Source organism: Mesorhizobium sp. M7A.F.Ca.CA.001.08.2.1, assembly GCF_003998455.1.
Lineage (GTDB): Bacteria > Pseudomonadota > Alphaproteobacteria > Rhizobiales > Rhizobiaceae > Mesorhizobium > Mesorhizobium ciceri.
Genome location: NZ_RZPW01000015.1, coordinates 1 through 24,144, shown reverse-complemented (window position 1 = coordinate 24,144; position 24,144 = coordinate 1). Strand labels below are relative to the sequence as shown.

Here is a 24,144-nt window from a genome sequence, read left to right as displayed (position 1 = left end):
GCGTTGAAGTCCCCCTATAGGTCGCAACACCCTGACGGCCCGCTAACCGGGCGGCCAAGACTTACCGGTGCGCCCTGCGATTCGCCAGTGCGCTTTATCATCGCGGAACCATGCTGACGCTTTTCCACCATCCCATGTTCGCCACCTGTCGCTTCGTCCGCCTCGCTTTCGGCGAGTATGGCGAGGAGCTGGCCCTGATCGAGGAAAAGCCGTGGACCCGGCGCAAGGAGTTCCTGGCGCTGAACCCGGCCGGCACGCTGCCGATCCTGCTGGCCGAAGGCGACGTGCCGATCGTCGGCGCGACGGTCATATCGGAATATCTCGATGAAACGCGCGGCGTGCTGAAGCGCGACAAGCGGCTGTTCGCCGAGGACCCGATGCAGCGCGCCGAAATCCGCCGGCTCATCGACTGGTATCTCAACAAGGCTGAAAGCGAAGTCACCCGTCATCTGGTGCGTGAGCGCGTGCTGAAGCCGGTCATGCCGGAAACGGCGGGCGGCGGCTCGCCCGACTCGGGCGCGATCCGTGCGGCGCGCGCCAACATCCGCCAGCACATGAAATACACCAACTGGCTGGCCGGCCCCCGCCATTGGCTGGCCGGCTCGAGGGTCACCTATGCCGATCTCGCGGCCGCGGCGACGCTGTCGGTGCTCGATTATCTCGGCGAGATAGACTGGCGCGAGCACAGCGCTGCTCGCGAATGGTACACGCGGGTCAAGTCGCGGCCTTCCTTCCGGCCGCTTTTGACCGACCGGGTGCGCGGCCTGTCACCGGTGTCGCATTATGCGGACCTCGACTTCTGACGCCGCAAAACTGCGCGCGCTGATCGACGCTGAGGCGCAGCGCGCCGGCTTCGATGCCGTCGCCGTCACCTCCCCCGATGCGATCCCGCTGGCGCCGGCGCGCCTGGCCGAATTCGTCGCCGATGGCTTTCACGGCTCAATGGACTGGATCGCCGAGACGCTGCAACGCCGCAGTGAACCAACGGCCCTCTGGCCGCAGGTACGCTCGATCGTCGTGCTGGCGATGAACTACGGCCCCGACCATGATCTTCGCGAAGTGCTGGCCAAGCGCGACCGCGGCGCGATCTCGGTCTATGCGCAAAACCGCGACTATCACGATGTGATGAAAGGCCGGCTGAAGGAGATCGCCGGCAAGCTCGTTGCCCGCGCCGGCGGTGACGTGAAGGTGTTCGTCGACACCGCACCTGTCATGGAAAAGCCGCTGGCCGAAGCCGCCGGGCTTGGCTGGCAAGGCAAACACACCAATCTGGTCAGCCGCGAGCACGGCTCCTGGCTGTTCCTCGGCACCATCTTCACCACCGCTGAACTGGTGCCCGACCGCGCCGAAATCGACCATTGCGGCTCCTGCCGCGCCTGCCTCGACGCATGCCCGACCGATGCTTTTCCGGCGCCCTACCGGCTCGATGCGCGGCGCTGCATTTCCTATCTCACCATCGAGAACAAGGGGCCGATTCCGCACGAATTCCGCGAAAAGATCGGCAACCGCATCTATGGCTGCGATGACTGTTTAGCCGCCTGCCCGTGGAACAAATTCGCCCGGGCGGCTTCGGAAGCAAAACTCGCCGCGCGCGATGATCTGCGCGAACCACCGCTCCCCGACCTTTTGGGTCTCGATGACGCGGCCTTCCGCGCTTTCTTCTCCGGTTCGCCGATAAAACGCATCGGCCGCGATCGGTTCATCCGCAACGTGCTGATCGCCGCCGGCAATTCCGGCGAAGCGTCGCTGTCCGGCGCGGTGCTTGCGCTGCTCGGCGATCCGTCCCCGCTGGTGCGGGGCGCGGCAATATGGGCGCTGGCGCGGCTGGTGCCCAACGCCGAATATTCAGAAAGGGCAGCCATCGGCCTGAAAACCGAGAGCGACGAAGCCGTGCGCGACGAATGGCGTCTGGCGCGGCCAACCAGGGCGAATGCATGAGCGAAAAGCAGATATTCATCTTCGGCGCCGGCTATTCGGGCAGGGCTTTTGCTCGGGCCAACAAAGGCGCCGCGACGATCTTCGGCACGACACGCTCGCCGGAAAAATTCGAGACGCTACGGCAGGCCGGCATCGCCCCGCTGTTGTTCGACGGTGCGCTGACGGATGAGATTGGCGATGCATTGCGGAAAACAACGCATCTGCTGATTTCGGTCGCCCCGGAGGAGGCCGGCGATCCCGTGCTGGGTGCCGCGCGAGAGGCAATCGCTCAAATGCCTTTGCTGGAATGGATCGGCTATCTCTCTACGGTCGGGGTTTACGGCAATTATGACGGCGCATGGGTCGATGAAACGGCTGAATGCCGGCCGGTGTCGAAGCGTTCGATGATGCGGGTGGCGGCAGAGCAGGACTGGCTGGAGCTGGGCCGCGAGATTCGCCGGCCGGTGGCGATCCTGCGACTCTCCGGCATTTACGGGCCGGGCCGCAATGCCCTGCTCAATCTGGAAAACGGCAGCGCAAGGCGGCTGGTCAAGCCGGACCAAGTGTTCAACCGCATCCATTGCGACGACATTGCAGGCTCCCTGTGGCAGCTCATCCAAGGCAATAAAGGCGGCATCTTCAACGTCACCGACGATCTGCCGGCGCCGCCGCAGGATGTCGTCGCCTATGCCGCTTCGCTGATGGGTATAGAGCCGCCGCCCGAGATTCCTTTCGACGCCGCCCAACTTTCGCCCATGGCGCGGTCCTTCTATGGCGAGAACAAGCGCGTCGGCAACGCGGCGATCAAGGCGGCGGGCTATTCCCTGCGCTTTCCAGACTACCGCGCCGCCTTCGACCATATGTGGGCGAGCGACGACTGGCGCGACGGCGAGGCGCGCAGCCCGATGAAGCGCTAAAAGCAATTCCAGGAAAAGTGTGACACGGTTCTCCGTCCGGGATTGCGTCAAAACAGAGACAGAGCGGTTCACCGTTTCGGTGAACCGCTCTGTCGATCGAAGCGTTCCGCGTTGCATGCTATGATTCGGCCTGGTGGGGATCCGGTTTCATGAAAACACCGATACAGCCATCTCTCGGCAAAAAATTCAGGCTGGCGGCCGCTCTCGGCCTGTTCGTCCTTGCCGGTCTAGCCGTACGGCCGGCCGCGGCCGAGGAACGGGCAAAAGACCTGTTCGGCGCCAAGAAACTGCCAGCCGCGAGCGCGGCGCAATCGATCGGCTTCTATTCCAAGGGCTGTTTTGCCGGCGGCGTCGCCATTCCCATGGACGGTCCGACCTGGGAGGTGATGCGGCCGTCCCGCAACCGTCGCTGGGGCCATCCGGCTATGATCGCAGTGATCGAGAAATTGTCGCGCGACGCGGCAGCCGACGGTTGGCCGGGCCTGCTGATCGGCGACATTTCGCAGCCGCGCGGCGGCCCGATGATGACCGGGCATGCCTCGCACCAGATCGGGCTCGACGCCGACATCTGGCTGACGCCGATGCCCAGCCGCCCGCTGTCGATGGCGCAGCGCGAATCGATGAGCGCCACCTTGATGGTCGATGAGAAGACCCATCTGGTGAAGGACGCGCTGTGGACGCCGGCACACACAAGGCTTCTGAAGCGGGCGGCGAGCTACAGCCAGGTCGAGCGCATCCTGGTCAATCCGGGCATCAAGAAGAAGCTCTGCGACACCGTCAGGGGCGACCGCGGCTGGCTGCGCAAGATCCGCCCGTTTTGGGGCCACGACTATCATTTTCACATGCGCATCGGCTGTCAGCCGGGATCCCCCGGCTGCAAGGCGCAGGAAGCGACGCCGGACGATGACGGTTGCGGCAAGCCATTGGCCTGGTGGTTCACGCAGGAGCCGTGGCGGCCCAACAAGAACCCGGATGCGCCCAAGGCACGCGACCTGATGACGATGGCGAACCTGCCGAGCGAATGCCGCGCCGTGCTCGACGCGCCGGGGCCGGTTTCCGCCGAGGCGGCGACCTATCACGGCGGCGGCGTGCCGGTCGCGGCTGCCGCACCCGAACCCGAAGCGCCGTCATTGCCCGCCACGCCGGCCGCCGCCGGCTTGCCAAGCACGGTGAACGCCTTCACGGCGACCCCCGAGATCGGCGTGCCGCTGCCGCGGCCGCGGCCGCCAGGAAACTGACGGTCACGGCTCATAGACGGGCTCAACCGGTTCAGGACCTCATTTTTGCGAAACCGTGGCGGTTTGGCCGCACAGCCGGCCTCAGCGCGCCACCGGGGTCGAAAACCGTTTCCCTTTTCAAACCCATGCGCTAGTCAACGGAAGAACGGCTAGATGCCGTCGGTGGCGCCGGAGACGGACGAGAGCATGCCAGGCACAGGCGACGACGATACTTTGTTGCGGTTTCCGATCCTTATCGGCGACATCGGCGGCACCAATGCGCGCTTTTCGGTCGTGCTCGACGCCAATTCCGAGGCAGGCGAGCCGACCATCGTCCAGACGGCGAACTACAACACCATCGACGAGGCGATCCAGGCGGCCGTGCTCGATCGCTCGTCGGTGCGTCCCAATTCGGCGGTGCTGGCGGTGGCCGGTCCGGTCGACGGCGACGAGATCGAACTGACCAACTGCCCCTGGATCGTCAAGCCGAGAAAAATGTTCGCCAGCCTCGGCCTGAGCGACATCGTCGTGCTCAACGATTTCGAGGCGCAGGCGCTGGCCGTCGTCGCGCTCGGCGAGGAGCACATGGAAAAGATCGGCGGCGGCACGCCGGAGCCCAATGCCGGCCGCGTCGTGCTCGGCCCCGGAACCGGGCTCGGCGTCGCCGGGCTGGTCCATGCGCTGCACCACTGGATACCGGTGCCCGGCGAGGGCGGCCATATGGACATCGGTCCGCGCTCGGCCCGCGATTTCGAGGTTTTTCCGCATATCGAGAAGCTGGAGGGCCGCATTTCGGGCGAGCAGATCCTGTGCGGACGCGGTCTGGTCAATGTCTATCGGGCGGTTGCCAAGGCGGACGGCAAGCCGTCGCCCTTCACCACGCCGGCCGAGATCACTGCCGCGGCACTTGCGAAAACCGATCCTGTTGCCGAGGAAGCGCTGGAGACCTTCGTCACCTGCCTTGGGCGCACGGCAGGCGACCTTGCTCTGGTGTTCATGAGCCGCGGCGGCGTGTTTCTCACCGGTGGCATCGCGCAGAAGATCGTGCCGGCGCTGAAAGCCGGCAATTTCCGTGCCGCTTTCGAGGACAAGGCGCCGCACAGCGCGATGATGCGCACCATGCCGGTGTATGTCATTACCCATCCGCTGGCCGCACTTCTGGGCCTTGCCGCCTATGCCAGGAACCCCTCGCTGTTCGGTGTCCAGACTTCGGGCCGGCGCTGGCGCGACGAAGTTAGTCACCCCGAGGCATAGGCAAGCTGGCTGCTTGGCGTTAAGAGGGGTGCCAAATTGCCCGGCCGCGGGAAGCGGAAATCTACGAAGCGCTCCAATTTGACATTTCAGCCCCCCAATTTGTCGAAACCCCGTGCGGGAGAGATCGTGGCGGTCATCCGCCGTATCCTCCAGGAAAATGGCCGCGACTATCGGGGCGCGTATGTTTTCACCATCCTCTGCCTGCTGACCGTGTCGGCGACGACGGCGCTTGCCGCCTGGATCATGAGCCCGGTCGTCAACCAGATCTTCTACGAACGACGCGGCGACCTGATCCCATGGATCTGCGCCGCACTGCTCGGTGCCTTCATCCTGCGCGGCCTTGCCGGCTACGGCCAGGCGGTGACGATGGCCAGGATCGGCAACAATCTGGTGGCGCGCTATCAGCAGCGCATCTTCAACCATCTGATGAAGCTTGGCGTCTCCTTCTTCAACGACACAAGGTCCGGGCGGCTGGCCGCGCAGGTCAACGAGAACGTCAACGGCATTCGCGACCTGTTGTCGATGACGGTGACCTCGACCGCGCGTGATGCCGTCTCGCTGGTCGGCCTGGTCGGCGTGATGATCTATCAGGATCCGATACTCTCCTTGAGTTCGCTGCTGATCGGGCCGCCGCTGATCTGGACCGTCACCTATCTAATGCGCCGGGTGCGCCGCATCACGCGCGAATCGGTGCAGATCAACTCTCGGCTGATCGGCGCCATGCAGGAAGCCACGCAAGGCATCGCCATCGTCAAGGCCTTCACCATGGAGGACGAGCTGTCGCGCCGGATCAGCCAGCTCGCCGAGGATGCCGAGCAGCGGTCGAACAAGATCGCTCGCGTCTCCGAGCGGCTGACGCCGGTTTCCGAACTGCTGGCCGGCATCGCCTTCGCCAGCGTCATCGCCTATTCCGGCTACCGGGCCACCGTTCTCGGCCAGCCGCCGGGCGCGGTGTTTTCCTTCATCACCGCGCTGACGCTCGCCTATGATCCGGCCCGCCGTCTGGCGCGCATGCAGGTCGGCATGGAACGCGCGCTTGTGAATGCGCGCATGATCTACGAGCTTCTCGACATCGAGCCGCAGCAGAGCGACGCCCAAGGCGCCGCCGAGGCGAAATTCACCTCCGGCGAAGTGCGTTTCAACAACGTCTCCTTCCGCTATGTCGAGGAGGCTCCGGTGCTGCAGGATCTGAGTTTCGTCGCCGCGGCCGGCAAGGTGACGGCAATCGTCGGCGCTTCGGGCGCCGGCAAGACGACATTGGTGGCGCTGCTGCAGCGCTTCTACGATGTCGAGGCTGGGTCGATCGAGATCGACGGCCAGGACATCTCGAAGGTCACCAAACAGTCGCTGCGCGGTTCCATCGCCTATGTCTCGCAGCAGCCCTATCTGTTCGAAGGCACTATCCGCGACAATATCCGCTACGGCCGGCTGAGCGCCACCGATGCCGAGATCGAACAGGCCGCGGGCCAAGCCGCGGCCGACGACTTCATTCGCCAGCAGCCGCAGGGCTACGACACGCCAGTCGGCGAGAATGGCGTGACGCTGTCCGGCGGCCAGCGCCAGCGCGTCTCGATCGCGCGGGCCATCGTGCGGCAGGCACCGATCCTTTTGCTCGACGAAGCGACATCGGCGCTCGACAACGAGGCCGAGGCTCGCGTCCAGCAGGCGCTGACAAAGGTCATGGAAGGCCGCACCACCATCGTCATCGCGCACCGGCTGTCAACGGTGGTCAATGCCGACCACATCATCGTCATGGAACAGGGACGGCTGGTCGAGGAAGGCACGCACGCCTCGCTGATGGCCGATCCGCACAGCGTCTATGCCCGCTTCCACCGCATCCAGGGCGTCAAGGGTCTGGGGCTTGTCGACGACAGCGCGCCGATCCGGACTTCGGCGCAACGCCTGTCACAAGGCATCGACACGCAGAGCATCGCCGGGAGCACGACATGAGCGCCACGCCCGCAACCGACGGACCGGCAAATGATATGGGCCTGGTGGTGGTAGGCGCCGCCGGCCGCATGGGCCAGACGCTGATCCGCGCCATCCACTCTATATCAGGCGCGCGGGTCATCGGCGCGGTCGAGCGGGCGGATTCGCCGCATCTGGGCAAGGATGCCGGCGAGCTGGCCGGCATCGGCATCATCAACGTGCCGATCAGCGACGATCCGCTGCCGGTGTTCGCCAAGGCCGACGGTGTGCTCGATTTCACCACGCCTGCTTCGACGGTCGAATTCGCCGGCTACGCGGCGCAGGCGCGCATCGTCCATGTCATCGGCACTACCGGCTGTTCGGCCGATGACAATGCCAGGATCGCTGCGGCGGCGCGCCATGCGACGATCGTCAAGTCGGGCAATATGAGCCTCGGCGTCAATCTGCTGGCGGTGCTGGTCGAGCAGGCGGCGCGCGCGCTCGATGCCGACGATTTCGACATCGAGATCCTCGAAATGCACCACAAGCACAAGGTCGACGCGCCTTCGGGCACGGCGCTGCTGCTGGGTGAAGCCGCCGCCGCCGGGCGTGGTATCGAGCTCTCAGGCAACGACGTGCGCGTCCGCGACGGCCACACCGGGGTGCGCAAGACGGGCTCGATCGGCTTTGCCACGTTGCGCGGCGGCTCTGTCGTCGGCGACCACAGCGTGATGCTGGCCGGAACCGGCGAGCGCATCACCCTGTCGCACCACGCCGAGGACCGCGCCATCTTCGCCCGCGGCGCCGTCAAGGCGGCGCTTTGGGCGCGCGGCAAAAAGCCGGGACTGTATTCGATGCGGGACGTGCTCGGCCTCAGCTGAGCCGGCCTGATCCATAAACCTGAAGGAGCAAACATGTCGCGAACCCTCGTGCTCGTGCGCCACGGCCAGAGCGAATGGAATTTGAAGAACCTGTTCACCGGCTGGCGCGACGTCGACCTGACCGAACAGGGCCACGCCGAGGCCAAGGCCGCCGGGCAAAAGCTCAAGGCGCGTGGCCTGAAATTCGACATCGCCTTCACCTCGGCGCTGATCCGGGCGCAAAAGACCTGCCAGCACATCCTCGACGCGGTCGGCCAGGGCGACCTGAAGACCATCCGCGACCAGGCGCTCAACGAGCGCGACTATGGCGACCTCTCCGGCCTCAACAAGGACGACGCCCGCAAGAAATGGGGCGAGGAGCAGGTGCATGTCTGGCGCCGCTCCTACGACGTGCCGCCGCCTGCCGGCGAAAGCCTGAAGGACACCGGCGCCCGCGTCTGGCCCTATTACCTGCACGATTTGCAGCCGCATGTGCTGCGCGGCGGCACGGTGCTGGTCGCCGCGCACGGCAACTCCCTGCGCGCGCTGATCATGGCGCTCGACGGCAAGTCGGGCGAGGAGATCGTCAAGCTGGAACTCGGCACCGGCGTGCCGGTCATCTACCAGCTCAACGCCGATTCCACCGTCGCTTCCAAGGAAGTGCTGGACGACTGAGCCGGCGAACGGAGCAACCGCGAAAAAAGCGCGTTGACACACATCGCTTGCCCGCTTACATGAGCCCGCACCAGCCCAGATGGCGGAATTGGTAGACGCGCACGGTTCAGGTCCGTGTTCCGCAAGGAGTGGAGGTTCGAGTCCTCTTCTGGGCACCAAATTCCCGTTTCGAACCACTTGACGGTTCAGAAACTTAGAGAAAAAAGCCCGGTTCGTCCGGGCTTTTTCTTTTCAGCCAACCTCCCCTTCCGGCCAGTCCCCTCACAAACCGCTTCAAACTCCGCGGCCGCTTCGCTACGCTCAAAACCATGGCTCAATCCACCAACCCGATCTTCGGTGCCCGCCGCGACCAGGCGTTCCCCACGCTGGCCGAGGTGGACATCGACCGCATGCGCCGGTTCGGCGAGGCCAGCGCCTATGCAGCCGGCGAGCACATCATCGAAGCCGGCGATGTGGCGCCCGGCCTGATCGTCGTGCTGTCGGGTAGCGTGGACATCACCCAGGACGGCGGGCTCGGCCGGCGCGAGACGATCGTCACGCACGGCCCGGGCAGCTTTGTCGGTGAGCTGGCGCAGCTTTCGGCCCGTCCCTCGCTGGTGAATGCGCAGGCCGCCGAGCCGGTGGAGGCGTTCGTCATCGCCTCGCAACGGCTGCGCGACCTGATGGTGCAGGAGGCCAATCTCGGCGAGCGCATCATGCGGGCGCTGATCCTGCGCCGCGTCGGGCTCTTGGAGAGCGCCACCAGCGGGCCGATCATCATCGGACCCCAGGACAATGCCGACGTGTTGCGGCTGCAGGGTTTTCTGGCGCGCAGCGGCCAGCCGCACCGCGTGCTCGATTCCGACAGCGATCCCTGCGCCAAAACCCTGGTAGAACGCTTCGAGGTCGATCCGCACCACCTGCCGATTGTGCTCTGTCCAAACGGCAGGCTGCTGATGAACCCCGGCGAAAAGGACCTCGCCCGCTGCGTCGGCCTGTTGCGCCCGATCGATGCCGATACGGTGTATGACGTGGCCATCGTCGGCGCCGGCCCGGCAGGGCTGGCGGCGGCGGTCTATGCGGCATCCGAAGGGCTGTCGACGATCGTGCTCGATTGCCGTGCCTTCGGCGGACAGGCCGGCGCCTCCTCGCGCATCGAGAACTATCTCGGTTTCCCGACCGGCATCACCGGCATGGCGCTGATGGCGCGCGCCTACAACCAGGCGCAGAAATTCGGTGTTGAAACGGTCATCCCGGACGAGGCGAAGCTTTTGAGCGCGGCCACCACACGTCAGGCGCCCGCTATCTGCTCGATGTCGGTGACGGCGAGACCGTGCGCACGCGCAGCGTGGTGATCGCCAGCGGCGCGCGTTATCGTCGCCTCGACATCGCCGATCTGGCGCGGTTCGAGGGGACGTCCGTGCACTATTGGGCGTCGCCCATCGAAGGCCGGCTTTGCGCGGGCCAGGAAGTGGCGCTGGTCGGCGCCGGCAATTCGGCCGGGCAAGCGGCTGTCTACTTGGCCAGTCATGCGCGGAAGGTGGCGCTGCTGGCGCGCGGCGGCAGCCTCGAGGCCAGCATGTCGCGTTATCTGGTAGAGCGCATCCGGGCGCAGCCGAACATCGAGGTGCTGACCGGGACCGAAATCGAGGCACTGGACGGCGAAGACGGCAATCTTGCCACCGTGCGCTGGCGCAACCGCGCCAGCGGCGCGGGAACAACGCGCCCGATCCGCCATCTCTTCCTCTTCATCGGCGCCGATCCGAACACCGATTGGCTGGCCAACTGCGATGTCGCGCTGGACGCCAGGGGTTTCGTGCGCACCGGATCGGACATAGGATCGGCGCAGATGGAGACGAGCCGCAGCGGCGTGTTCGCAATCGGCGATGTCCGTGCGGGCTCGGTCAAACGGGTCGCCGCGGCTGTCGGCGAAGGCGCCCAGGTGGTCGCGGCTCTGCATGCCTACCTCGCGCGCGGCAACGCCGACACATTTCAAATGGCCGGGAGACCATGATGGATGAATGCAGACATACGCGCGACATCAGGAAGGTCACGCCGAGCGCGCTCGGCTGCGAGGAATGCCTGAAGAGCGGGTCGCAATGGGTGCATCTGCGGCTGTGCCGTACCTGCGGCCATGTCGGCTGCTGCGACGACTCGCCCAACCGCCACGCCACCAAGCATTTCCACGCCACCAAGCATCCGATCATCGAGGGCTACGATCCGCCCGAAGGCTGGGCATGGTGCTATGTCGACGAGGTGTTTGTCGACCTCGGCGACGATGTGACCCCGCAGAACAGTCCGATCCCGCGCTTTGTTTGAGCGCCCTGGAGACGCCGAAGAAGAGCCCGGTTCGCCCGGGCTTTTCTTTGTCCAGCATTACGCGCTCGATGCCCGACTGTCCGCAAACTGACAGCTTACCCGTTCCAGTGTCCTGCCAGCTCACGATCATCCGAGCCCGACAAAGCTTTGACATGATCGCGGCTAGTTTAGAAACATTCAAAACTGGAAGGCTCGCATGCACCCCACCTATACAAGCGCACAAAAAGCCATTCACTGGGCGGTGTTTCTGCTGGTCATCGGCCTTTATGGCTTGACCTATGTGGAAGAACTTTTTCCGCGCGGCGATCCCGGCCGCGCGCTCGTCTGGTGGTTCCATATTTCGTTCGGGCTGCTGTTGGTTGCGCTGGTCGTCATCCGCGTCGGCCTGCGCCTGATACTGGGAACGCCAGGGCTGCAGACGGAAATGTCGGAGCTTGAACGATGGGCGGCCAAGATCGCGCATCTGCTGCTCTATGCGCTGCTGGTGACCATTCCGGCTCTCGGCATCCTGCTGACTTGGTATAGGGGCGACGCCTTGAGCTTCTTCGGCCTCTTCACCATCCCGGCCCCGGTATCGCCCGACCGCGACACGGCCCGGTTCATCAGGGAACTGCACAGCCTGTGCGCCAATTCGATCCTCATCCTCGCCGGAGTGCACGCGGCCGCGGCGCTATGGCATCATTTCATCCGCAAGGACGACGTGCTCAAGCGAATGCTGCCGGAAAGCACGCTCTCCTGGAGCAAGTCCGGGAAAGTGTGAAGTGGTTTCCCAGGAAAAGCGCATAGCGCCTTCCCTCGTTGATCGGGAGGGCCTTTCCTTCGACCTTCTTTTTCTTCAGAAGGCGCTCTCCCCGAGAGGGCTAACGCCGACCGATAGCGCCTACCGCACGGAGCCGGTGACGGTCGGGTCGATCATGCTGGGAACCGACTTGCGTTCGTTTCCGGCAAGCGCCGCTATGATCAGCAGGCTGGCAACCACCGGGACAAACAGGATGGCAACGCGAGCCTGCACGTAAAATATGGCGCGCCATTCATTGCGCTTGTCGGGGCTGTTGCTCATCATACTCACTTTGTCGGCCCCCCGGGCCGTGACATAGAAGCTAACGGTTAAACAACTCCTTCCGACTTCGTTAACCCGGCGGATTTGAGGCGAAATTCCCACGCGATCCCCAAGATGGCGATCCAGGCTTCAGTTGAGCCCGATGCGGCTGGCGCCCTGCCGGAACAGCGCTACGGCATCCGGTTCGAAGCGGAAGGTGCCGATGAAATCGTCGGCGCAATAGTCCGGCCTTGTCTTGCGGATGGCGGCGGCGAAGCCGCGCGCCTCGTCGAGCCGTCCGGCCAGCGCCAGGCAGTGCGCGGCGATCGCCAGTATGATGGCGTGGGCGTTGGGCCGCGCCGCCGCCTTCAGCGCCCATTCGGCCGCCTCCTCAAACTGGCCGAGCCGGACATGCGCCATGGCGCGTGCGCCCAGCATGCCGAACAGCAGCGGGTCGAACGGGCTGAGATGGCGCGAATGATCGGAAGAGCCTATCGCCGCTCGCGGGTCGCCCGACTGCGAATGCACGAAGGACAAAGCGTAGTGGCCGAGCGCGAAGTTGGGGCTGAGATCGACCGCCCGCTCGAGTTCGAGCAGCGAGCCGTCCTGCTCGCTGCGCAGCCACAGCGCCCGGCCCATCGCCCAATGGGCGGCCGGATTGTGGTCGTCGACCAGCAGGCTGTGGCCGGCGCTCTCGAAGGCCAGCGCGCTTTCGCGGTCGCGATCGCCCCAGCGCTGGAAGGCGTTCTGCCAGTGGGTGAAGGACAGGCCGGCATAGGCACGGGCGAAGGTCGGGTCGAGCTGCAAGGCCTGGGCAAAGAAATGCCGCGCCTGCTCGTTTTCGGCCTGGGTGAAGCGGTACATGTGCCAGAGGCCGCGATGGTACGCCTCCCAGGCGTTGAGCGAGCTGGGCGCCTTCAGCATGGCGCGGTTGCGCTCGACCGTTTCGATCTCGGCCGAGATCGAGGAGACGATGCTGTTGCCGATGTCGTCGAGCACGGAAAAGATGTCATCGGGCCTGCGCTCGAAGGTCTCGGCCCAGACGATCCTGGCGCTGCGCACCTCGATCAGCTCGACGCTGACGATGAGGCGGCCGGACGGGCTGCGCACCGTGCCGGTGGCGACATAGTCGACATTCAGCCGGCGGCCGGCATCCTCGGGCGCGATGTTCTGCTCTGCCAGCGCAAACACCGATCCACGCGCGATGACGAAGAAATCCCTGAGCTTGGCCAGGCGGGTGATGATGTCGTGGGTGAAACCGTCGGCCAATCCGCCGCGCGTGCCGCCGCTCTCCTCGACAAACGGCATCACCGCCAGCGAAGCGTGGCTGGGCTCGACCGGGCCGGGTGCGGTGGGCATGGTGGCCACCAGTGGCGATAGCGTGGACAGGCAGGCCGTTCGAAGCGAGGTGCCCGACTGTCGGTCACGGATCGCCCGCCAGGCCGCGCGAAGCGGTGCGAAATCGAGCTCCTCCGACCGAAACAATCGTTCCGCCGCGGCCAGATGCTCTTCGGCCGCGCCGACCTCGCCGCGCCCGGCCAGATTGGACAGCAACGCCAGATGTCCGCACGTGTCGAACGGCGCCAGTTCCACCCATGTGTCGAGATGGGCGATCGCCTCGTCACTATAAGCCGGCAGGCTCGCGACAAGGCGTTCCAGCACGGCGGCATGGCAAGCGCTGAAGCGGCGGCGCTGCGCGATCAGCCAGCTGTTGAAATGCGGGCTGCGCTCGAGCTCCAGCCCGTCGAGGAAATCGCCGGCAAACAGTCCGGCCAGCACGCGCAAGCGCTCGACGTCAAGCGTGCCGATCCCTTGCGCGGCGGCGCGGCTGACCTCCAGCACATCGACCAGGCAATCGTCGAGATCGAGTGCGACCGTATCGCCTTGGGTGGAGACCCGGCGCCGGGCCGGCATGTCAAGCGCGCCGCGCAGCTTGCTCAGGCACCAGCGCAGTTCGCCCCTTGGGTCGTTCGGCACATCCCACAACAACTCGCACAGGCGACTGCGGCTGACCGGATGCGGCGCCAGCGCCAGATAGGCGAGCAGCGCGCGCAGCTTGCGTGACGTGGGCAGGGCAACCGGAGCGCCGTCGCGGGAGATCATCAGCGGTCCGAGCAGGCGCACGGAAAGGACCGGCATGTCGCCGTCCGGCCTCGATCGAGTGGATTCCACGTGCGTTTCCACGCCTGCTCCCACGCTGGCCTGTCGGCCTCTCCTGTATCACCAAACACGACACGGCGCATCCGGCAGCGGATATCAGCGCCGGATACGGGCATTGCCGCTGTGCGGCATGTCAGTCCTAGCGCGGCAAGGTCACCAAACCTCGCCGCCCAACCCGCCGGTTTGTAACCGGCCCGTGAAGACAAAACGCGATGACAATCAAGGAGACCAAGATGTTGCAGCAGCAGAAGATCAGAACCACGGCCGGGCGCGGCCGCCTGTTCGACAGCATTCTCGACACCGTCGGCGACACGCCGGTGGTTCGCATCAACAATCTCGGACCGTCCCACGCGACGATCTACGTCAAGGCCGAGTATTTCAATCCCGGCGCCTCGGTGAAGGACCGGCTGGCGCTCAACATCATCGAGGAGGGCGAGCGCAGCGGGGCGCTGAAGCCGGGCCAGACGGTGGTCGAGGCGACCAGCGGCAACACCGGCATTGGCCTCGCCATGGTCTGCGCGCAAAAGGGCTATCCGCTGGTCGTCACGATGGCCGACAGTTTTTCGGTCGAGCGCCGCAAACTGATGCGCATGCTGGGCGCCAAGGTGGTGCTGACGCCGCGCGCAGAAAAAGGTTTCGGCATGTACAAGAAGGCGGTGGAACTGGCCGAGGCCAATGGCTGGTTCCTTGCCCGCCAGTTCGAGACGGCCGCCAACGCCGCCATCCACGAGGCAACGACGGCGCGCGAGATCGTCAATGATTTCGCCGGCTCGCGGCTTGATTGCTTCGTCACCGGCTATGGCACCGGCGGCACGGTGGTGGGCGTGGCGCGCGTGCTGCGCCGCGAGCGGCCGGAAACCCGCATCGTGCTGTCCGAGCCGGCCAACGCGCAGCTCATCGGCAGCGGCAAGGTCCAGCAGCGCGGCGCCGATGGTGCTCCCGCCGCCAGCCATCCAGCCTTCGAGCCGCACCCGATCCAGGGCTGGACGCCGGATTTCATACCCAACGTGCTGCAGGAGGCGATCGACACCAGCCTCTATGACGAGGTGATGCCGATCGCCGGGCCCGAGGGCATCAAATGGGCGAGGGAATTGGCGCGCAAAGAGGGCATCTTCACCGGCGTTTCCGGCGGCGCGACCTTCGCCGTGGCGCGGCAGGTCGCGGAGAAGGCGCCGGCTGGCGCGGTGATCCTGTGCATGCTGCCCGACACCGGCGAACGCTACATGTCGACGCCGCTGTTCGACGGCATCGAGGCCGAGATGGCTGCCGACGAGACCGCCCTGTCGCGCTCGACGCCCGGCTGCCAGTTCCCGGCGGCTTGACGGGAGATCTGGTATGGACGCCGTGCAAGAAAACCTCGGCCTTTTGGCCGAGGAAACGCTCGACCCCCTGGATTGGGCCGATGTGCAGGCCCTGTCGCACCGGGTCATCGACGATGCGGTCGATTACCTCCGCGATGTGCGCGACCGCCCGGTCTGGCGGGAGATGCCGGCCGATGTGAGAGGGGCCTTCTCGGCGCCGCTGCCGCGCTCGCCGGCGCCGCTGGATGCGGTCTATTCTGAGGTGTCCCGCACGGTGATGTCCTATCCAATGGGCAACATCCATCCGCGCTTCTGGTCCTGGTATATGGGGTCGAGCAATTTCACCGGTGCGCTCGGCGATTTCCTGGCGGCAATCCAGGGCTCGAACCTCGGCGGCGGCAACCACGCCGCCGGGCTGATGGACAGCCAGGTGGTGAACTGGTGCAAGGAGATGCTGGGCTTTCCCGCTTCTGCCGGCGGCACGCTGGTCAGCGGCGGCTCGATGGCCAACATCATCGGGCTGACCGTGGCGCGCAACGTCAAGGCCGGCATCGACGTGCGCGAGCATGGTGTCGCCGCCATCGAAGAGCCGCTGCGCTTCTACGGCTCGGAGCAGATCCACTCGTGCCACCGCAAGGCGATGGAGGCACTTGGCCTCGGCAACCGGGCACTGCGCCGCATCCCGACCGATGCCGGGCTGCGCATCGATATCGCCGCCTTGCGGGCAGCGATCACAGACGACCGCGCGGCAGGGTTCAAGCCGGCCTGCGTCATCGGTACGGCGGGCACCGTCAACACCGGGGCGATCGACGATTTGCAGGCGCTTGCGAAGCTGTCACATGAGGAAGGCCTCTGGTTCCATGTCGACGGCTGCATCGGCGCGCTGATCGCCATTGCGCCTGAGAATGCCCATCGCGTCGCCGGCATCGAACGGGCGGATTCGGTCGCGCTCGATCCCCACAAATGGCTGCACGCGCCCTTCGAAGTCGGCTGCGCCCTGGTCAGGGATGCCGCCGCGCATCGCGGGACCTTCGCGGTCACGCCGGAATATCTGGAATCGACGCCGCGCGGCCTCGCTTCCGGCGAATGGCTGCACGACTACGGCCTGCAGACGTCGCGCGGTTTTCGCGCGCTGAAGGTGTGGATGGCGCTGAAGGAGCACGGTGTCGAGAAATTCGGCCGCCTGATCGACCAGAACATTGCCCAGGCCGTCTATCTTGCCGGCTTGATCGAGGCCGCGCCGCGGCTGCAGCTGGCGGCATCGCCGACCGTCAACATCGTCTGCTTCCGCTATCAGCCCGGTCTGACAGGCGAGGCTCTGAAGGCGCTCAACACGGAGATCATGCTGCGGCTGCAGGAACAGGGCATTGCGGCCCTTTCGGACACCACGGTGCATGGCGAGCACTGGTTGCGCGTGGCGATCACCAATCATCGCACACGGCGCGAGGATCTCGACCTGCTGGTGCGTGAAACGGTGCGGCTGGGGCATGAGATCGCGACGCAGGGTTCCGCACCTTCCTAGTTGCGGGCAGGCATGCGATTCTGCCGCGGTGATTCGGGAGATCCAGGCCGTGACGCTGTTTCGTATGGTTGCACTGGCGGCGCTGGTCTTCACCGCCTCGGCGCAGGCCGCCGACATGGCCTTCTTCGTCAAGAACCTGCGCAAGGAAGCAGTCGCGGTCGAGCTGTTCAGCCGCGACCGCGAGACGGTCTGGCCGGGCAACGACAAGGTGTTCCTGATCGCCCCAGGGTCGCAGAAATCCGTGCCGTTCTCCTGCAATCAGGGCGAACATATCTGCTATGGCGCCTGGGCCGACGGCAATGACAGCCTCTCGGCCGGCGTCGGGCCGGACAATGACCAGCCTTGCGACACCTGCTGCTTCATCTGCGTCGAACACTCGACAGAGACGATCGATCTGGTGCCGTAGAGCGCGGAAGTTTTCGTTGGACCCAAATTAAGTCAGGGATCGGCTCGTCCGGTCCACTTCCGCGATTCAGCGCTGCGTGCGATGGTCGCCACGCGGCCGGGTGGGCCGCTTATTCAGGGGGTCACTCATGTTTCATGTCTATGCGCGCCGCGTGCTGGCCGCGCTGTCTCTCCTCATGCTGCTCGTGCCGGCGGCGCGTGCCGACGATGTCACCTTTGCCATCAAGAACGGCCACCCCAACGCCATGCGCGTCGAACTCTACAGCCAGGATCGCGACTATGTCTGGCCGGGCGATGACAAGGACTTCTACCTCGACGACGGCGAGACCAAGCAGCTGCCGATATCCTGCAACGCCGGGGAATCGATCTGTTACGGCGCCTGGGTCGATGGTGACGAGGGCACCTATTGGGGCGTCGGCCCCGGCAACAAGGAAAAATGCGAGGATTGCTGCTACACCTGCAGCGGCGGGGAGACCGAGGAGATCGAACTGGTCCCCTGACCGGTTTGCCAGCTTGACGGTCTTCGGGCTGGAGCCATAGCCTGTGCAAATACGCAGCGCGCGCCGCCTCGAACTGTTCAGACGCGACGTGCTTCAGGCAAAAGGAGCTCAGCTATGGCCGGCATGGTCGAAAGCGACAAGATCGACGTCGGGTTTTCCGGCAAGCGCTGCATCCATTCGCGCAACTGCGTGCTCGGCGATCCGCACGTCTTCGTGCCCAACGCGCCGGGCCAATGGATCCATCCCGAGGCGGCCAGCGTCGAGAAGATCGTGGCCATCGCCGAAAGCTGCCCGTCGGGCGCCATCACCTATGTCAGGAAGGATGGCGGGCCGCAGGAGCAAGCACCAGTGGTCAACACGGTGCGGCTGCGGGAAAACGGCCCGCTGGCAGTACACGCCGAAATCGTTCTCGACGGCGAGACTTCTTATCGTGCCACGCTCTGCCGCTGCGGCGCTTCGGAAAGCAAGCCGTTCTGCGACGGCAGCCACAACAAATCCGGTTTTGCCGCCACCGGCGAGCCGCAGCTGAAGGACACGCCGGCGCTCGAAGCGAGAAATGGTCCGCTGAAAGTGACGCCGACCACCAATGGCCCGCTCAAGCTTGAGGGCAATCTCGAGATCGTCACCGGAACCGGCCATACGGTCGACCGTACGCAACGCGCCTTCCTCTGCCGCTGCGGCCATTCCGCCAACAAGCCGTTCTGCGATGGCACGCACAAGAAAGTGGGGTTTGTCGGGTAGGTTGGCGCTTCGGCCAACGCTGCCAATCTCCGCCTTGGCCCAGCGCTCGCAGCTTTATCGACCCGCCCGCATCGGCTAAAGGCAGGGGCAGACAGACTCCCCAGCCGGACCGCCGCCAAAAATGACAGCCAAGACCAAGCCAAAACCGTTGTTCCTCGGGATCGACACCGGCGGCACCTATACCGATGCCGTGTTGTGGTCTGAAACGGAAGGCCCGCAAGAAGGGCCGAACAAGGGCAAGGTGCTGGCCAAGGCCAAGGCGCTGACCACCAGGCATGATCTTGCCGTCGGCATTTCCGGCGCCGTCGACGCGGTGCTGCAGAAAGCCGGAACCGATCCGGCTGATATCAAGCTGGTGTCGATGTCGACGACGCTTGCCACCAACGCGCTCGTCGAGGGCCAGGGCGGCCGCGTCGCGCTGGTGATGATCGGCTTTTCCGAGGGCGACCTCGCCCGCGACGGGCTGAAGGCCGCGCTCGGCACCGATCCGGTGGTTTTTTGTCCGGGCGGCCACGACGTGCATGGCAATGCCGCCAAGCTCGATCTGTCCGGACTGGAAGCGGCGCTGCCGGAACTCGGCGCCTCGGTGTCCGGCTTTGCCGTCTGCGCCTACTTCGCCACCCGCAATCCGGCGCATGAGATCGCCGCCCGCGAGTTGATCCGCGACAAGTCCGGCCTGCCGGTCACATCGAGCCACGAGCTGTCGGCCAAGCTCGGCGGCCCGCGCCGGGCGCTGACCACTTTGCTCAACGCCAGGCTGATCTCGATGATCGACCGGCTGGTGGCAGCAACCGAAGGCTTCCTCGAGGCGCGCAACATCGCAGCACCGCTGATGGTGGTGCGCGGCGATGGCGCGCTGGTTTCAGCCGCTTTTGCCCGCCAGCGACCGATCGAGACCATCCTGTCCGGCCCGGCCGCCAGCCTGGTCGGCGCCCGCCACATGACCGGGCTCGACAATGCTGTGGTGTCCGACATCGGCGGCACCACCACCGACGTCGCCGTGCTCGACGGCGGCCGTCCCAGGCTAGATCCGGAAGGCGCCACCGTCGGCGGCTTCCGCACCATGGTCGAGGCCGTCGCCATGCGCACCTTCGGCCTCGGCGGCGATTCCGAAGTGGCGCTGGAGGATGGCGCGCTCAACCCCAGGATCCTGCTCGGGCCGCGCCGCCTGGTGCCGCTGGCGCTGGCCGGCATGGCGCATGGCGTAGCGGTGATTTCAGAGCTGGAGCGTCAGCTGCGGGCACCCAATCCCGGCCGTATGGACGGCCGCTTCGCGGTGCGCACCGGCGTGCCGGACCGGCTCGCCGCCGGCCTGACCGGCGCCGAAGCCAAGCTCTACGAGCTGATTGGTGCCGTGCCGCTCGCCGTCGACAGGCTTTTGACCTCGAACGCGCAGAACGCGACGCTGAACCGGCTGGTGTCGCGCGGGCTGGTGCATGTCGCCGGCTTCACCCCGTCGGACGCCGCCCACGTGCTGGGCAAGCAGGCGAACTGGGATCCCATCGCCGCGCGCCTCGGCGCCGAACTGTTCGCCCGCAAGCGTGACGGCCGTGGCCAGAACATCGCCGCTTCGCCGGAAGCGATCTCGGAACGGGTGCTGGTGACGCTGACGCGCTGGTCGGCCGAATATATCCTCGAGACCGCCTTTGCCGAGGATGGGCTCGACGGCGCCGCGACGGTGGCGCACGCCCTGGTGCAGCGCGCGGTCGACGCGCATCCCGGCATCGCCCGCCTGGGCGTTGCGCTCGACCGCCCGGTCATCGGCCTCGGCGCCTCGGCGCCGCTGCACTATGCCGGCTTGGCCGAGCTGATCGGCAATGACTGCGTGGTGCCCAGGGATACCGATGTCGCCAACGCGCTCGGCGCCGTCGTCGGCCAGGTCAGGGTTTCGGCCGAGGCGCGGGTCAGCCAGCCCATAGAAGGGCTGTTTCGTCTCGCCTCGGGCGAGACCGTACGCGATTTCCTCGACGAGGCAGCGGCAATCGCGGCGGCCGAGGCCGATGTCCGCGCCATCGTCGCGGAGCGCGCCAGGGATGCCGGCACCGACAGCGCCGAGATCGACGTCGCCACCGAATTCCGGGTCTCGACCGTCGAGGCCCAGCGCATGTTCATCGAGGCGCATGTCGTGGCCGTGGCCTCGGGTAGGCCAAGGATTGCGGTTTGAGCGACGCGGCGAAATACGCCACCTTCACCCTAAGCTGAATTGACCCGGCAAACCTGACATGCCAAAGGCCCGCAAAGCCTTTCATCTGGAGTAGCCTGATGACCGACCGCATCGAGATCGCCGGATTGCGGATTGCCCGCGAGCTGCATGAGTTCGTGGCCACGGAAGCGCTGCCGGGCACGGGGATCGAAGCGGACGCCTTCTGGAACGGTTTTTCGGCCATCGTCCATGATCTGGCGCCGAAGAACCGGGCGCTGCTGGCAAAGCGTGACGCCATCCAGGAACAGATAGACGGCTGGTATCGCGATCACGGCGCGTCGGTCGACATGGAGGCCTACAAGGGCTTCCTGAAAGAGATCGGCTACCTCGTTCCCGAAGGCCCGGCCTTCAGCGTGTCGACCGACAATGTCGACCCTGAAATTGCTGATGTTGCCGGACCGCAGCTGGTCGTGCCGGTGATGAATGCGCGCTATGCGCTCAACGCTGCCAATGCGCGCTGGGGTTCGCTCTACGATGCGCTCTACGGCACCGATGCCATCCCCGAAACGGATGGCGCCGAAAAGGGCAAAGCCTTCAATCCGGCACGCGGCGCCAAGGTCGTCGCCTGGACGAAGACCTTTCTCGACGAGGCTGCCCCGCTCACGTCCGGCAAATGGGCCGGCGTCAATGGCCTGTCGCTGGCGCAAGGTGCCTTGCGGCTGAGCGCCGGCGCCGGCTCGACGACGCTGGCCGACCCCAGGCAATTCGTCGGCTATCGCGGCGATGCCGCCAATCCCGATGCCGTGCTGCTTGTGCGCAACGGCCTGCACATCGAGATCGTGATCGACCGCAACAACCAGATCGGCCGCACCGATCCGGCGGGCATCGCCGATGTCATCCTGGAATCGGCGCTGACCACCATCCAGGACTGCGAGGATTCGGTCGCGGCGGTGGATGCGCCAGACAAGGTCATCGTCTACCGCAACTGGCTCGGCCTGATGAAGGGTGACCTAGCAGAAGAGATCACCAAGGGCGGCAAGAGTTTTGTCCGCAAGCTCAATCCCGACCGCGCCTACACTGCGCCCGCCGGCGGCAGGCTGACCGTGCCCGGCCGCTCGCTGATGCTGGTCAGGAATGTCGGCCACCTGATGACCAGCCCGGCGATCCTCGACCGCGACGGCAATGAGGTTCCGGAAGGCATCATGGATGCGGCGATGACGGCGCTGATCGCGCTGCACGATGTCGGGCCGAACGGCCGCCGCGCCAATTCCCGCGCCGGCTCGATGTATGTCGTGAAACCCAAGATGCATGGGCCGGAGGAAGTCGCTTTCGCCGTCGAGATCTTCGACCGCGTCGAAGCGCTGCTCGGCATGGCGAAAAATACCATCAAGATGGGCATCATGGACGAGGAGCGGCGCACCACCGTCAACCTCAAGGAGGCAATCCGCGCCGCAAAAGAGCGCGTCGTGTTCATCAACACCGGCTTCCTCGACCGCACCGGCGACGAGATCCACACCTCGATGGAAGCCGGCCCGATGATCCGCAAGGGCGACATGAAGCAGGCCGCCTGGATTTCCGCCTACGAGGCCTGGAATGTCGACACCGGGCTGGAATGCGGCTTGGCCGGCCACGCCCAGATCGGCAAGGGCATGTGGGCGATGCCGGATCTGATGGCTGCGATGCTGGTCGAGAAGATCGCCCATCCCAAGGCCGGCGCCAACACTGCCTGGGTGCCGTCGCCGACGGCGGCGACGCTGCATGCCACGCACTATCACAAGGTCGATGTTCACGCCGTGCAGGCGGCGCTGAAGAACCGGCCCAAGGCGAAGCTTGACGACATCCTGTCGGTGCCCGTTGCCGTGCGGCCGAACTGGTCGCCCGAGGATATCCAGAAGGAACTCGACAACAACGCGCAGGGCATTCTTGGCTATGTCGTGCGCTGGATCGACCAGGGCGTCGGCTGCTCGAAAGTGCCTGACATCAACGATGTCGGCCTGATGGAAGACCGCGCCACGCTGCGCATCTCCTCGCAACACATCGCCAACTGGCTGCACCACGGCGTGTGCAGCGAGGACCAGGTAATGGCGACGATGAAGCGCATGGCTGACATCGTCGACCGCCAGAACGCGGGCGACCCGCTCTACCAGCCCATGGCGGCCGATTTCGACGGATCGATCGCCTTTCAGGCCGCCTGTGATCTGGTCTTCAAGGGCCGCGTCCAGCCCAATGGCTACACCGAGCCGGTGTTGCACGCGCGGCGGCTGGAACTGAAGGCGCAGCAGGGCTGAAGAGGCCAGTCCCTGCCGTGAATGGGGCGGCAGGTCTTCGGCCTGACTTCCTCCGGAGGTGAGGCGTCAGGAAGCTGTATGGTCCAGGAGCCGGATGGTGGGATCGCGACGGTGTTCGGAGTTGACCCTATCGACGCCTTCCACCGTAATCGCGATCGTCCCGTTTTCCACTCTTGCTATCCAGCCCTTCGCTTTCAGATACCAGAGATGAAACTCGAGATGCTCTCGCGGACAGTCTGACAGGCGTTCGAGCTCCACATCCCCGATCCCGGGATTGCTGACGTCGTGCCGGCGCTTCGCGTAAAGCAGCGACAGCAGCCTGGCCTGGATCACGACATCCCGCTCGATGCCTTTGCTGTTGCTGGCTTCCTCGGTCAATTCGCGGCGAAGGCCGGCATGGTCCCTATACGCGATGTCGTATTGAGCGCGTTTGACCGGATCCTTGAGCGTGTTGTGGGCTTCCACGATTTCACTGAAGCGGGCTTCATCGCCGGTTTCGCGATTGTCGGGATGATAGCGCATCGCAAAATAGCGAAATATGCGCTCCAGCGTTTCCGAGTTGGCGTTCGGGCTGACTTCCAAAACTTCGTAGTAGTCAACGAACATAGCGGGCTCCCCGACCGCAATCATATTCACATTATCTAAATAAGGAATTCCCAATGCGGAGACCAAGACTTTGGTCCGATGCGATGACGTCCACGCCCCCGAAGACGGAGAAACGGCCGGCGCCCGGTCGGTGGGGGCAGTTGGGTGGTGAGGACGTCGACCAAGCGGACAATCAGGTCCGCGGCAGTGCGGAGATGGCCGATTCGTCGGATGACGGTTATGGCGTGATTGCGGAAGGTGGCGTGGCAAGGTCGGCTTGTCGGGCGGCGAGTGATCTACGCCGCCTGCGCCACCCGCTCCGAGCTCATGCGATAGGAAATCGCTTCGGCCAGATGGATGCGGCCGACGGTTTCGCTGGCGTCGAGATCGGCGAGTGTCCGCGCCGCCTTCAGC

20 protein-coding genes, 1 tRNA gene and 2 pseudogenes are annotated in these 24,144 nt (G+C 65.3%); 19 read left to right on the top strand and 4 right to left on the bottom strand.

Annotation, left to right across the window (positions count from 1 at the left end; all coding sequences use genetic code 11):
* Positions 1-110 precede the first annotated feature (110 nt).
* The 12 genes and pseudogenes from EN914_RS02120 to EN914_RS02065 all read left to right on the top strand — a co-directional run bounded on the left by EN914_RS02120 (position 111) and on the right by EN914_RS02065 (position 11,806).
* Positions 111-803, top strand: coding sequence for a glutathione S-transferase family protein (locus EN914_RS02120; protein ID WP_127388990.1), 693 nt, complete (start codon positions 111-113; stop codon positions 801-803).
* Entirely contained in the window at positions 784-1,938 is a 1,155-nt protein-coding gene (queG, locus tag EN914_RS02115) for a tRNA epoxyqueuosine(34) reductase QueG (protein WP_024502179.1), read from the top strand. The genes EN914_RS02120 and queG overlap by 20 nt, the downstream gene beginning before the upstream one ends.
* Positions 1,935-2,834: an SDR family oxidoreductase gene (locus EN914_RS02110; protein ID WP_024502178.1), complete on the top strand. Its 900-nt coding sequence runs from the start codon at positions 1,935-1,937 to the stop codon at positions 2,832-2,834. Before queG ends, EN914_RS02110 begins: the two co-directional genes overlap by 4 nt.
* A 149-nt stretch (positions 2,835-2,983) precedes the next feature.
* Positions 2,984-4,072: a penicillin-insensitive murein endopeptidase gene (gene mepA / locus EN914_RS02105; protein ID WP_024502177.1), complete on the top strand. Its 1,089-nt coding sequence runs from the start codon at positions 2,984-2,986 to the stop codon at positions 4,070-4,072.
* Positions 4,073-4,258: 186 nt separating this feature from the next.
* Positions 4,259-5,305, top strand: coding sequence for a glucokinase (locus tag EN914_RS02100; protein ID WP_024502176.1), 1,047 nt, complete (start codon positions 4,259-4,261; stop codon positions 5,303-5,305).
* Between the two features lie 78 nt (positions 5,306-5,383).
* On the top strand, positions 5,384-7,255 hold the full coding sequence (locus EN914_RS02095) for an ABC transporter ATP-binding protein (RefSeq protein ID WP_024502175.1): 1,872 nt from the start codon (positions 5,384-5,386) through the stop codon (positions 7,253-7,255).
* On the top strand, positions 7,252-8,094 hold the full coding sequence (gene dapB, locus EN914_RS02090; protein ID WP_024502174.1) for a 4-hydroxy-tetrahydrodipicolinate reductase: 843 nt from the start codon (positions 7,252-7,254) through the stop codon (positions 8,092-8,094). Before EN914_RS02095 ends, dapB begins: the two co-directional genes overlap by 4 nt.
* Before the next feature lie 33 nt (positions 8,095-8,127).
* Positions 8,128-8,748: a 2,3-bisphosphoglycerate-dependent phosphoglycerate mutase gene (locus EN914_RS02085; RefSeq protein ID WP_013528615.1), complete on the top strand. Its 621-nt coding sequence runs from the start codon at positions 8,128-8,130 to the stop codon at positions 8,746-8,748.
* A 73-nt stretch (positions 8,749-8,821) separates the two neighbouring features.
* Positions 8,822-8,906 (top strand) — tRNA-Leu (locus tag EN914_RS02080).
* Positions 8,907-9,056: 150 nt separating this feature from the next.
* Positions 9,057-10,741 (top strand): annotated as a pseudogene (locus tag EN914_RS02075) (FAD-dependent oxidoreductase).
* Entirely contained in the window at positions 10,738-11,046 is a 309-nt protein-coding gene (locus tag EN914_RS02070; protein ID WP_024502173.1) for a UBP-type zinc finger domain-containing protein, read from the top strand. The pseudogene EN914_RS02075 and the gene EN914_RS02070 overlap by 4 nt, the downstream one beginning before the upstream one ends.
* Positions 11,047-11,242: 196 nt before the next feature.
* The gene (locus EN914_RS02065) at positions 11,243-11,806 is read left to right on the top strand and encodes a cytochrome b (RefSeq protein WP_013528613.1); all 564 of its coding nucleotides are present in this window, start codon (positions 11,243-11,245) and stop codon (positions 11,804-11,806) included.
* A gap of 120 nt (positions 11,807-11,926) precedes the next feature.
* Here EN914_RS02065 and EN914_RS02060 read toward each other — a convergent pair whose 3' ends face one another.
* Both EN914_RS02060 and EN914_RS02055 read right to left on the bottom strand, forming a co-directional pair.
* Positions 11,927-12,106, bottom strand: a complete 180-nt coding sequence (locus EN914_RS02060; RefSeq protein WP_023814179.1) for a hypothetical protein — start codon at positions 12,104-12,106, stop codon at positions 11,927-11,929.
* Positions 12,107-12,235: 129 nt separating this feature from the next.
* Positions 12,236-14,224, bottom strand: coding sequence for a transcriptional regulator (locus EN914_RS02055; RefSeq protein ID WP_050580425.1), 1,989 nt, complete (start codon positions 14,222-14,224; stop codon positions 12,236-12,238).
* A gap of 254 nt (positions 14,225-14,478) precedes the next feature.
* Here EN914_RS02055 and EN914_RS02050 point away from each other — a divergent pair, with 254 nt between their 5' ends.
* The 7 genes from EN914_RS02050 to EN914_RS02020 all read left to right on the top strand — a co-directional run bounded on the left by EN914_RS02050 (position 14,479) and on the right by EN914_RS02020 (position 23,145).
* On the top strand, positions 14,479-15,567 hold the full coding sequence (locus EN914_RS02050) for a PLP-dependent cysteine synthase family protein (RefSeq protein WP_024502171.1): 1,089 nt from the start codon (positions 14,479-14,481) through the stop codon (positions 15,565-15,567).
* 13 nt (positions 15,568-15,580) lie between these two features.
* Entirely contained in the window at positions 15,581-17,068 is a 1,488-nt protein-coding gene (locus tag EN914_RS02045) for an aspartate aminotransferase family protein (protein ID WP_024502170.1), read from the top strand.
* 49 nt (positions 17,069-17,117) lie between these two features.
* Positions 17,118-17,474 (top strand): hypothetical protein, encoded by a 357-nt coding sequence (locus EN914_RS02040; protein ID WP_024502169.1) that lies wholly within the window; start codon positions 17,118-17,120, stop codon positions 17,472-17,474.
* A 127-nt stretch (positions 17,475-17,601) separates the two neighbouring features.
* Positions 17,602-17,973: a hypothetical protein gene (locus EN914_RS02035; protein WP_013528607.1), complete on the top strand. Its 372-nt coding sequence runs from the start codon at positions 17,602-17,604 to the stop codon at positions 17,971-17,973.
* A gap of 114 nt (positions 17,974-18,087) precedes the next feature.
* Entirely contained in the window at positions 18,088-18,714 is a 627-nt protein-coding gene (locus EN914_RS02030; protein WP_024502168.1) for a CDGSH iron-sulfur domain-containing protein, read from the top strand.
* A 121-nt stretch (positions 18,715-18,835) separates the two neighbouring features.
* The gene (locus EN914_RS02025; protein ID WP_024502167.1) at positions 18,836-20,878 is read left to right on the top strand and encodes a hydantoinase/oxoprolinase family protein; all 2,043 of its coding nucleotides are present in this window, start codon (positions 18,836-18,838) and stop codon (positions 20,876-20,878) included.
* Positions 20,879-20,976: 98 nt separating this feature from the next.
* Entirely contained in the window at positions 20,977-23,145 is a 2,169-nt protein-coding gene (locus EN914_RS02020) for a malate synthase G (protein ID WP_024502166.1), read from the top strand.
* Positions 23,146-23,211: 66 nt separating this feature from the next.
* Here the strand turns inward: EN914_RS02020 and EN914_RS02015 are convergent, their stop codons facing one another.
* Together EN914_RS02015 and EN914_RS02010 are read right to left on the bottom strand one after the other, a co-directional pair.
* Complete coding sequence (locus EN914_RS02015; protein ID WP_013528603.1) at positions 23,212-23,751, bottom strand: J domain-containing protein; 540 nt, start codon at positions 23,749-23,751, stop codon at positions 23,212-23,214.
* Positions 23,752-24,026: 275 nt separating this feature from the next.
* Positions 24,027-24,144: pseudogene (locus tag EN914_RS02010) on the bottom strand (ATP-binding protein); the annotation flags it as partial.

Coding starts and splice junctions, on each gene's coding strand:
- EN914_RS02120 (WP_127388990.1), top strand. CDS start 111: ATGCTGACGCTTTTCCACCATCCCATGTTCGCCACCTGTCGCTTCGTC.
- queG (WP_024502179.1), top strand. CDS start 784: ATGCGGACCTCGACTTCTGACGCCGCAAAACTGCGCGCGCTGATCGAC.
- EN914_RS02110 (WP_024502178.1), top strand. CDS start 1,935: ATGAGCGAAAAGCAGATATTCATCTTCGGCGCCGGCTATTCGGGCAGG.
- mepA (WP_024502177.1), top strand. CDS start 2,984: ATGAAAACACCGATACAGCCATCTCTCGGCAAAAAATTCAGGCTGGCG.
- EN914_RS02100 (WP_024502176.1), top strand. CDS start 4,259: ATGCCAGGCACAGGCGACGACGATACTTTGTTGCGGTTTCCGATCCTT.
- dapB (WP_024502174.1), top strand. CDS start 7,252: ATGAGCGCCACGCCCGCAACCGACGGACCGGCAAATGATATGGGCCTG.
- EN914_RS02085 (WP_013528615.1), top strand. CDS start 8,128: ATGTCGCGAACCCTCGTGCTCGTGCGCCACGGCCAGAGCGAATGGAAT.
- EN914_RS02070 (WP_024502173.1), top strand. CDS start 10,738: ATGATGGATGAATGCAGACATACGCGCGACATCAGGAAGGTCACGCCG.
- EN914_RS02065 (WP_013528613.1), top strand. CDS start 11,243: ATGCACCCCACCTATACAAGCGCACAAAAAGCCATTCACTGGGCGGTG.
- EN914_RS02060 (WP_023814179.1), bottom strand. CDS start 12,106: ATGAGCAACAGCCCCGACAAGCGCAATGAATGGCGCGCCATATTTTAC.
- EN914_RS02055 (WP_050580425.1), bottom strand. CDS start 14,224: ATGCCGGTCCTTTCCGTGCGCCTGCTCGGACCGCTGATGATCTCCCGC.
- EN914_RS02050 (WP_024502171.1), top strand. CDS start 14,479: ATGTTGCAGCAGCAGAAGATCAGAACCACGGCCGGGCGCGGCCGCCTG.
- EN914_RS02045 (WP_024502170.1), top strand. CDS start 15,581: ATGGACGCCGTGCAAGAAAACCTCGGCCTTTTGGCCGAGGAAACGCTC.
- EN914_RS02035 (WP_013528607.1), top strand. CDS start 17,602: ATGTTTCATGTCTATGCGCGCCGCGTGCTGGCCGCGCTGTCTCTCCTC.
- EN914_RS02030 (WP_024502168.1), top strand. CDS start 18,088: ATGGCCGGCATGGTCGAAAGCGACAAGATCGACGTCGGGTTTTCCGGC.
- EN914_RS02025 (WP_024502167.1), top strand. CDS start 18,836: ATGACAGCCAAGACCAAGCCAAAACCGTTGTTCCTCGGGATCGACACC.
- EN914_RS02020 (WP_024502166.1), top strand. CDS start 20,977: ATGACCGACCGCATCGAGATCGCCGGATTGCGGATTGCCCGCGAGCTG.
- EN914_RS02015 (WP_013528603.1), bottom strand. CDS start 23,751: ATGTTCGTTGACTACTACGAAGTTTTGGAAGTCAGCCCGAACGCCAAC.